Annotated in this window: 6 protein-coding genes and 1 pseudogene; 1 reads left to right on the forward strand and 6 read right to left on the reverse strand. The window is 54.1% G+C overall.

Annotated elements, in window-relative coordinates:
• Positions 1-47: 47 nt before the first annotated feature.
• Genes tnpC through tnpA form a run of 3 tightly spaced genes read right to left on the reverse strand, consistent with a single transcriptional unit; the run spans position 48 to position 2,301 of the window.
• Positions 48-1,628, reverse strand: coding sequence for an IS66 family transposase (gene tnpC, locus OQE62_RS17450; protein ID WP_265723327.1), 1,581 nt, complete (start codon positions 1,626-1,628; stop codon positions 48-50).
• 26 nt (positions 1,629-1,654) lie between these two features.
• Positions 1,655-2,011 (reverse strand): IS66 family insertion sequence element accessory protein TnpB, encoded by a 357-nt coding sequence (gene tnpB, locus OQE62_RS17455; protein WP_265723328.1) that lies wholly within the window; start codon positions 2,009-2,011, stop codon positions 1,655-1,657.
• Complete coding sequence (tnpA, locus tag OQE62_RS17460; RefSeq protein WP_265723329.1) at positions 2,011-2,301, reverse strand: IS66 family insertion sequence element accessory protein TnpA; 291 nt, start codon at positions 2,299-2,301, stop codon at positions 2,011-2,013. Before tnpA ends, tnpB begins: the two co-directional genes overlap by 1 nt.
• A gap of 149 nt (positions 2,302-2,450) precedes the next feature.
• Between tnpA and OQE62_RS17465 the strand changes: the two are divergent.
• A pseudogene (locus tag OQE62_RS17465) lies at positions 2,451-2,821 on the forward strand (IS66 family transposase); the annotation flags it as partial.
• A gap of 522 nt (positions 2,822-3,343) precedes the next feature.
• On the opposite strand, the gene OQE62_RS17470 reads toward OQE62_RS17465, so the two are convergent.
• The 3 genes from OQE62_RS17470 to ltrA form a co-directional block, all read right to left on the reverse strand.
• Positions 3,344-4,159, reverse strand: coding sequence for a polysaccharide pyruvyl transferase family protein (locus OQE62_RS17470; RefSeq protein WP_265723330.1), 816 nt, complete (start codon positions 4,157-4,159; stop codon positions 3,344-3,346).
• Between the two features lie 4 nt (positions 4,160-4,163).
• Positions 4,164-4,931 carry a glycosyltransferase family 2 protein gene (locus OQE62_RS17475; protein WP_265723331.1) on the reverse strand — a complete coding sequence of 256 codons (768 nt, stop codon included), beginning with the start codon at positions 4,929-4,931 and terminating at the stop codon, positions 4,164-4,166.
• Positions 4,932-5,482: 551 nt separating this feature from the next.
• The gene (ltrA, locus tag OQE62_RS17480; RefSeq protein WP_265723332.1) at positions 5,483-6,931 is read right to left on the reverse strand and encodes a group II intron reverse transcriptase/maturase; all 1,449 of its coding nucleotides are present in this window, start codon (positions 6,929-6,931) and stop codon (positions 5,483-5,485) included.
• Between the last annotated feature and the right edge of the window lie 55 nt (positions 6,932-6,986).

The following is a 6,986-nucleotide window of genomic DNA, read 5'->3' on the forward strand; positions in this document are numbered from 1 at the left end:
CTGATCGTTGAAAATCAGGAGCGTACCGGAAGAAGTGCTGTAAGCGATCAGCCTTCCCCACCCTCGGCCAGAGCGCGCTTTTCTGCTAACAACGCTTCCTTGGCATTCCACGGCAGCAGTGCCTCGATGGCCTCCACAGTGTTCGCCTGTGGCAGCTCGGCATAAACGCGGCGGAGGTAGTCGTAGGGTTCAAGGTCGTTGGCCTTCGCAGTTTCTATCAAGCTGTAGAGCGCTGCACTGGCTTTCGCGCCGTTGGTGGTGTCACTGAAGAGCCAGTTCTTTCGGCCGATCACGAATGGGCGTATGGCGTTCTCCGCGCCGTTGTTGTCGATGTTGAGACGGCCGTCCTCTGTGTAGACACACAGCTTCTCCCAGTTTTTCTGCAGGTAGAACAGAGCCTTTCCCAAGGCTGTTTTCGGTAGTGCCCCCGGTAAGTTTTTATCCAGCCAGCTGCGCAGCTTGTTGAGTACGGGCAGACTCTTGGCCTGGCGGAGCTGGTACCGCTCCTCTGGGGATAGGTGTTTACACTTGCGCTCTATGCCGTACAGGTGGCCGATGTAGTTGAGGGCAATATCGGCTTTGCTGGGTCGGTTCTTCTTGTTTTTGTCTTTGCCCTTCGACTTTTTGTTCTTGCTGTCGGCAACCTTCTGGGCCTCGATAAATTTCCGCCGCGCGTGGGCCCAGCAGCCGAGATGGATGATACCTTTTTCGGCGCCCACGGCGTGGTAGCCGGCGTAGTCGTCGGTTTGTAGGTAGCCGTTGAAGCCCGATAGCAGGGTACCGGCGACCTCTCCACTACGACTGGCGTAGTAGTCATAGAGCACCACAGATTCATCCGAGAGTCCGCCGAGGCGCACCCACATGTAGGATTGGCTCTCTGGTGGTTTGTCAGGCTCTTTCAGCACCTGCACCGGCGTTTCATCACACTGGATGATGGGGCCGTCCCTTAACCTGTCTTCCAGGAGGTTGAGCAGGGGCTGTACCAACTGGCTGCAGCGGATAATCCAGCTGGCCAGGGTGTTGCGGGGAAGGTCCACGCCGATGCGGTGGAAGATCTTTTCCTGACGGGCCAACGGCAGTGCATCCTGGTACTTGGCCACGGTGATCTGGGCCAGCAAGCCCGGGCTGGCACTGCTTCTGGAGATCGGCTGTGCCGGCAGCGGGGTAGTTTTGACGCCCGCTTCACAGGCTTTGCAAGCATACTTCTTGCGGACGTGCTGTATCACTTGGATTTTGGCCGGGATGATGTCCAGTTGCTCGCTGGTCTCCTCGCCGATCTCGCGCATCTGGCAGCCGCAGGTGCAGATCTTTTCTGCCTCGGGGAGGTCGTGCTCCCGGCGCACCCGGGGCAGATCCGCCGGGAGCTGCTGGCGACCGGCAGGTTTCTTCGGGGTTGTGGCGGGAGATGTTGTGGCGGGCGCTTCCGGCGGCTCTGCGTCTGCCTCGGCCTCCGCTTCATCGAAGAAGCCGAGCTGGTTCGAAGCCTGCTCGCTGCCGCTGGTAAAGTGTTTGTCGCGCATCAGCAGGATCTGCTCTTCGAGCAGGCGGATGCGCTGCTGCTTCTGCAAGAGAAGCGCTTTCAGCGTATCGACATCGTCAGGTAATTGCTCGGCGGCCTGCTCATTCATGGCCGCCATTGTATCGCAGGGCCCGGCTATGTAACCGAGTCAAACTGGATAGATTGGTGGGGCTGTTGGCTCCAGATATTCAGGCCGTCGAGGAGCTGGTTCAGCTCGCGGCCACTGCGCTTGTGGTAGGTGAAGTCGTCCTCCCGCAGCCAGCGGAAGCGTTGCTTCTCCAGGCGCTTGTACCAGACCACGAAGCCGTTGCGCTCCCAGTACAGCACCTTGATTTTGTCCTGGCCACGGTTGCAGAACACGAAGAGCGCTTCCAGGGCCGGGGACAGTTCCATCTCCTGCTCAACCAGTGCCGCCAGGCCATCGATCGACTTGCGCATATCTACCGGCTCCATGTACAAGTAGACCTGTGCCGACTGCCTTGGCCGCAGCATCAGGCCTGCTCCCGGAGCAGGCGCCAAACCAGCGGCAGGGTCTGCTCCAGGGCCGATGCCGGTAGCTGCATGTGGATGCCACCGGGCAACGCCAATTCCACCGAGGCATCCGGAGCCGGTATCGACACAGGCATCAGTTTACGCCGGCCCTTGTTCTGCTTGTTGCGCCAGTAGGTGAAGGTGCTGAGCTTCAGGTCATGTTGCTGGCAGTAGGCCGCCTGGGACAGGCCGCTATCCTTCCAGGCGCTGATGTGCTGCTGCCAGAAATCGGATTTGCTCTGAATGGTCATGTGGATCTCCTGATCGTTGAAATCAAGAGCGTATCCGGAAGAGATGCTGGGTTTTAGGTGGGGTTTATGGATCGCTTACGAAGTGCTGGGTTTTAGATGGGGTTTATTGAGCGCTTACGGGGTTTATCGATCGCTTACCAAAAACGCTGCCGAAAACAGCCCTGGGCAAGGCCCTGTCCTACCTGCAGAAAAACTGGGAGAAGCTCTGCGTCTACGCAGAAGATGGCCGCCTCAATATCGACAACAACAAGGCCGAGAACGCCATACGCCCGTTCGTGATCGGCCGAAAGAACTGGCTCTTCAGCGATACCGCCAAGGGGGCGACAGCCAGTGCAGCGCTTTACAGCCTGATAGAAACCGCCAAGGCCAATGACCTTGAACCCTACGACTATCTCCGTCGCGTTTACACCGAACTGCCGCAGCGGACACCGTGGAGGCCATCGAGGCACTGCTGCCGTGGAATGCCAGGGAAGTGGCGCTAACAGAAAAATCGGTTCAGGCCGACGGTGGGGAAGACTGATCGCTTACGGATGACAGACCTCCCAGGGTAAGACGCGCGACCTTCACACTTATACCCGCCGCATTTACGTCCGCAGTTTCCGTGCAAGTACTGGGCTTTGAAGATATTGGCCTTCTTACCCACTGCCACCGCCTCATATGCGATTTCTGTTCGTCGGGCCAGTGCTTTGCCTTCGGCTTCCTTCAGATTCCACCTCGCGGTGGACACCCTTGCCGTTCGGCTAACCGTTCCCCTTGCCGGGCCGGTAGAGGACTTTTCACCTCCAACTCATCCCGGGCGGCCACCACAGCGGGCCGGGACAGCGCCAATCTATGGCACTTCGCGCCATGCCTGGCGCACCAAGAAGAGTCAACCCAGAAAAGCCGATGTTGCCCTCAACTACATCAGCCAACGAGGAGTCAGCGTTAACAAAGTTTTCACGATCGTGCCTGCAGGTCCTGCACGGGTTGTAGAGCTTTTCAGGGGCGATTCCTTCACCTGCTTCCATACGCCAACAATCACTATAACCCTCATCAACACGCCTCAACCGAACCTTTTCAAAAAATCAGCAACGGTCAAAAGTTTAGTTTTGGGGTAGAACGCCTCAATGGAAGACTTAAAGACATCTCGAGATTTAAAATAGTTGCCCACAACCAAGTAACAATCTAGCTGGAGCATACTGGCTGCAATAGCAATATGCATCCTATCTGTTACTATTACCTTAAAGTTTGAAATCACACGAAAAAAAGGCTTAGGATTAGTATAAGTTGCATCTCCAATTTTACTAAGATCGAAATTTGATTCAAATAATCTATCCAGGCCATGACCTTCTTTATCTGCGCGCATTGCGTACAAACGCCAAACCCGATCATTGAAGTTAGGGACATCCAGCTCAAGTTCAATAAAGAAAGCCATATCGTGACAAAACTTGCTATCTTCGATAACTTCTGAACTACCCAAATTATCCCTCCGATAATAAATGATATTATTAGCATCTATGCGAGAAAGCTCGTATGTGGTAGGAAGTATTAGAACTTGCCTAAAATATCCTGAAACCTTCTTCGCCAGCTGATGCGAGCTTGAAAAGTTATTGCAAAACGCACCTCCACCGCCTAAAATAACCAACGCGTCAGGGTCCAGCTGATCTAACCTCCCACTCAATATCTCCTTTCTATCTAGCTCTACATAGTCAATAGAGTATTTTGAAAAGAACTGGCGACTACCTATATTAATTAGTGCATCACCATAATTTCCTGCAGCGGGCACGAAATAAATTCCTCCCGATGACAATGAATTTATGTCTTGAGCTAATCTCAACCAGCATTCATCCCCCCTTTGATTTTTTACATCAAAAAACATAAGACTACTCACTTATTCTCAAAGGTTCATAGACGCTATAAGGAATGATTTTCATCGCAGGGCACTTGTAGTGATTAAGTTTAGCCTTTTCATGATGAACGACTTTAAACGGCCCCTTTGAAATAGCATGAACAGAAGCTAGCGGCAGCGCTCTCTCAAGTTTAACTATCGACTTATAGCGTTTATCCCATCCTTTCCCATAGTTAATAATATCTTGATGACTCCATCTGCACTTAGAATATTCAACAATACTCTGCCCACTTTCAGGTGTGTATCCGTCAGTATCATAATTAAAGTTCAAAAGCCTGACTCGTTCCGCTCCAACATCTTCAATCAATTCACTGACGTAATTGTAATCACTTAATGCTATATATTCATCAACATCAATCAGAGACAACCACGAGACTACACCCAACCTCTGAATTTCTGGAATTATTTCCGAAAAGTATTGATACTGTCTCCAAGAAATTTCATCATTTATGGGTAGACCAGACTTATCAATCTCAACTTGATTCTCCTTCTTCCATTCCTTTCTCTTCTCCCAAACCAATGGCATGTTCACATCATCGTAATAGGGGCCATTTGCACCCTTGACCACCACATTAATATTGGCTGAAGTCTTTACAGCCCTAAGGATATCAGCAGTATCATCATTCGGATTATCTAGAATAATATAAAAATCCGTAAACCCAATTCTTGAATGATACTCTAACCACTCTTTTATTCTATAGCGATCTCCTCGACTCATTGTAAGTATTGCGAACCTATCCATACTTCCCCCTTTAGAAAAACATCTGAAAATCCGAACGGTTTCACCCTTCCCAATTGTATTTACTATTCAATATCGTGATCCGCCAACAATCTTACTAAGCGAAACTCTTCGAAATCTTTCTCTGGTTTGCATCCCACTACCCCCTACGGGAAACCACCTGACGCAGAGCCTCCTGCAAAGCTTGCTGAGGCCTCCAACGCAGTACACTCGATACTTTTGAGATATCCACAAGCATATCTTCTGTCAGGCCGTCAGCCAGTGACTTTCGACCAATCGCCCAAAATGCTGCCCTCAAAAACGCAACAGGGATCGGCCAGCTACGGAGCGCCGAGTAGCCAGGAGCCGTCACCGACTCCCAGCCCTCTAAGAANCTCTGCTTTCTTACATTTCGGGCACTGATACATCAGAAACCGCCGAGTAGCCAGGAGCCGTCACCGACTCCCAGCCCTCTAAGAACCGTACGTGCGGGTTTCCTCGCATACGGCTCAAGCCCCTCGAAGGCTCATTGAACCCGGCGGTTTGACCCGTTATTAACAATTTAGCGTTCCACATTACGCCGCCAGTCGGTATCTGGCAAGATAGACCCGGTCTGCCTTCCGGTACTGCCGTCCCTGCATCCATCTTTTGCGGAAGTAGCTTCCGTAACCCGGTGCATATGGGTTGGCCTTTGCCACGATCTTGATGTGGCGCCGGATCGGCAGATCGCTCAGTTTGAAGAGGGATACCCTTCGGATAATCCCCAGAGCGGTGCGGGTCTGGCCGGTGAACACGCGCCGGTAGCTGCCGTTGGGCGTACGCTGTGAGCGAGTGTAGTGGCCGTAGAGCCAGTATTTCTGGCGGTTCTTGTGTCGCCGTCGCATCCACCACCACAGTGCCCGGTAGATCAGTGTATCGATCAGGGCGAAGCTCGCCTTGGATACCCAGGGGCGGTAGTAGTTAAACCAGCCACGTAGCACGCGGTTGAGGCGTGTCAGTAGCTGGAAGGTGGGTAGTGCGACACCGCGCTTGATGAAGGCTCGGATTTTCCCGGCAAAGGCCGTGACCTTATCCCTGGCTGGCCGGGTGAGCAACTTGCCGTTGTACTTGCGCAGATTGCAGCCGAGGAAGTCGAACCCTTCATTGATGTGTGCAATACGAGTCTTCTTGGGAGACAGGGTGAGCCCGCGCTCGGCCAGGAAGGCTTCGAGCGCGGGGCGTACACGCTGTTCCAGTAGCTCCCGACTGGCACCGGTGATGACGATATCATCCGCGTAGCGGATTACGTTGACGCGGCTGCCGCTTTTGGGCACAGCGGCCTCGATGGCGGTTTCCAGTCCGTCCAGGGCCATGTTGGCCAGCAGCGGACTGATGATGCCGCCTTGCGGTGTGCCGTCGTCGGTCTGGTGGTAAACGTGGCGATCGATGTAACCACACTTCAGCCACTGCCGGAGCGGGTGTTTATCCATGGGGATATTCGCCAGCAACCAGTCGTGGCTGAGGTGGTCGAAGCAGCCCTTGATGTCCGCATCCAGTACCCATTCGGCGCAGGTCCTGCGAGACAGGGCGATATAGCACTGCTGCAGGGCATCTGCGGTCGAGCGCTTGGGACGGAAGCCATAGGAGTGTCTATCGGCGGTCGTCTCTGCCCAGGGTTCCAGCGCGAGGCGCTGCAGTGCCTGGGCCACTCGGTCGGCCATAGTGGGAATGCCCAGTGGGCGCACCTTGCCATTGGCCTTGGGGATGGAAATGCGGTGCAACGGCTGGGCGCGATAGCCGCGCCGCTGCAGGGAGCGGAGTGCTTCGGATCGATCTTGCGGCCACCGCCAGGTGATACCGTCGATACCGGGGGTTTTGCGGCCGCGGTTGTGCATGACGCGGTGTGCGGCCAGCAATTTGCCAGCGTGGGAGCTGGTGAGAAGCCGTTGCAGTGCGCGGGCTTTGTTGTAACGTTTTAGTGCAACCGCCTTCGCGATACGCCGCTGCAGCCGGTAGACGTGGCAACGGGCTGTCTCGACAGACATCGGTGGTCTATCGGTCTGGCTCGCCGTTCCCGCTGGGGGCGCACCGGCACTGGAA

The sequence above is a fragment of the Microbulbifer halophilus genome, assembly GCF_026183675.1.
Taxonomy (GTDB): domain Bacteria; phylum Pseudomonadota; class Gammaproteobacteria; order Pseudomonadales; family Cellvibrionaceae; genus Microbulbifer; species Microbulbifer halophilus.

Coding starts and splice junctions, on each gene's coding strand:
- OQE62_RS17470 (WP_265723330.1), bottom strand. CDS start 4,159: ATGTTTTTTGATGTAAAAAATCAAAGGGGGGATGAATGCTGGTTGAGA.
- tnpC (WP_265723327.1), bottom strand. CDS start 1,628: ATGAATGAGCAGGCCGCCGAGCAATTACCTGACGATGTCGATACGCTG.
- OQE62_RS17475 (WP_265723331.1), bottom strand. CDS start 4,931: ATGGATAGGTTCGCAATACTTACAATGAGTCGAGGAGATCGCTATAGA.
- tnpB (WP_265723328.1), bottom strand. CDS start 2,011: ATGCTGCGGCCAAGGCAGTCGGCACAGGTCTACTTGTACATGGAGCCG.
- tnpA (WP_265723329.1), bottom strand. CDS start 2,301: ATGACCATTCAGAGCAAATCCGATTTCTGGCAGCAGCACATCAGCGCC.
- ltrA (WP_265723332.1), bottom strand. CDS start 6,931: ATGTCTGTCGAGACAGCCCGTTGCCACGTCTACCGGCTGCAGCGGCGT.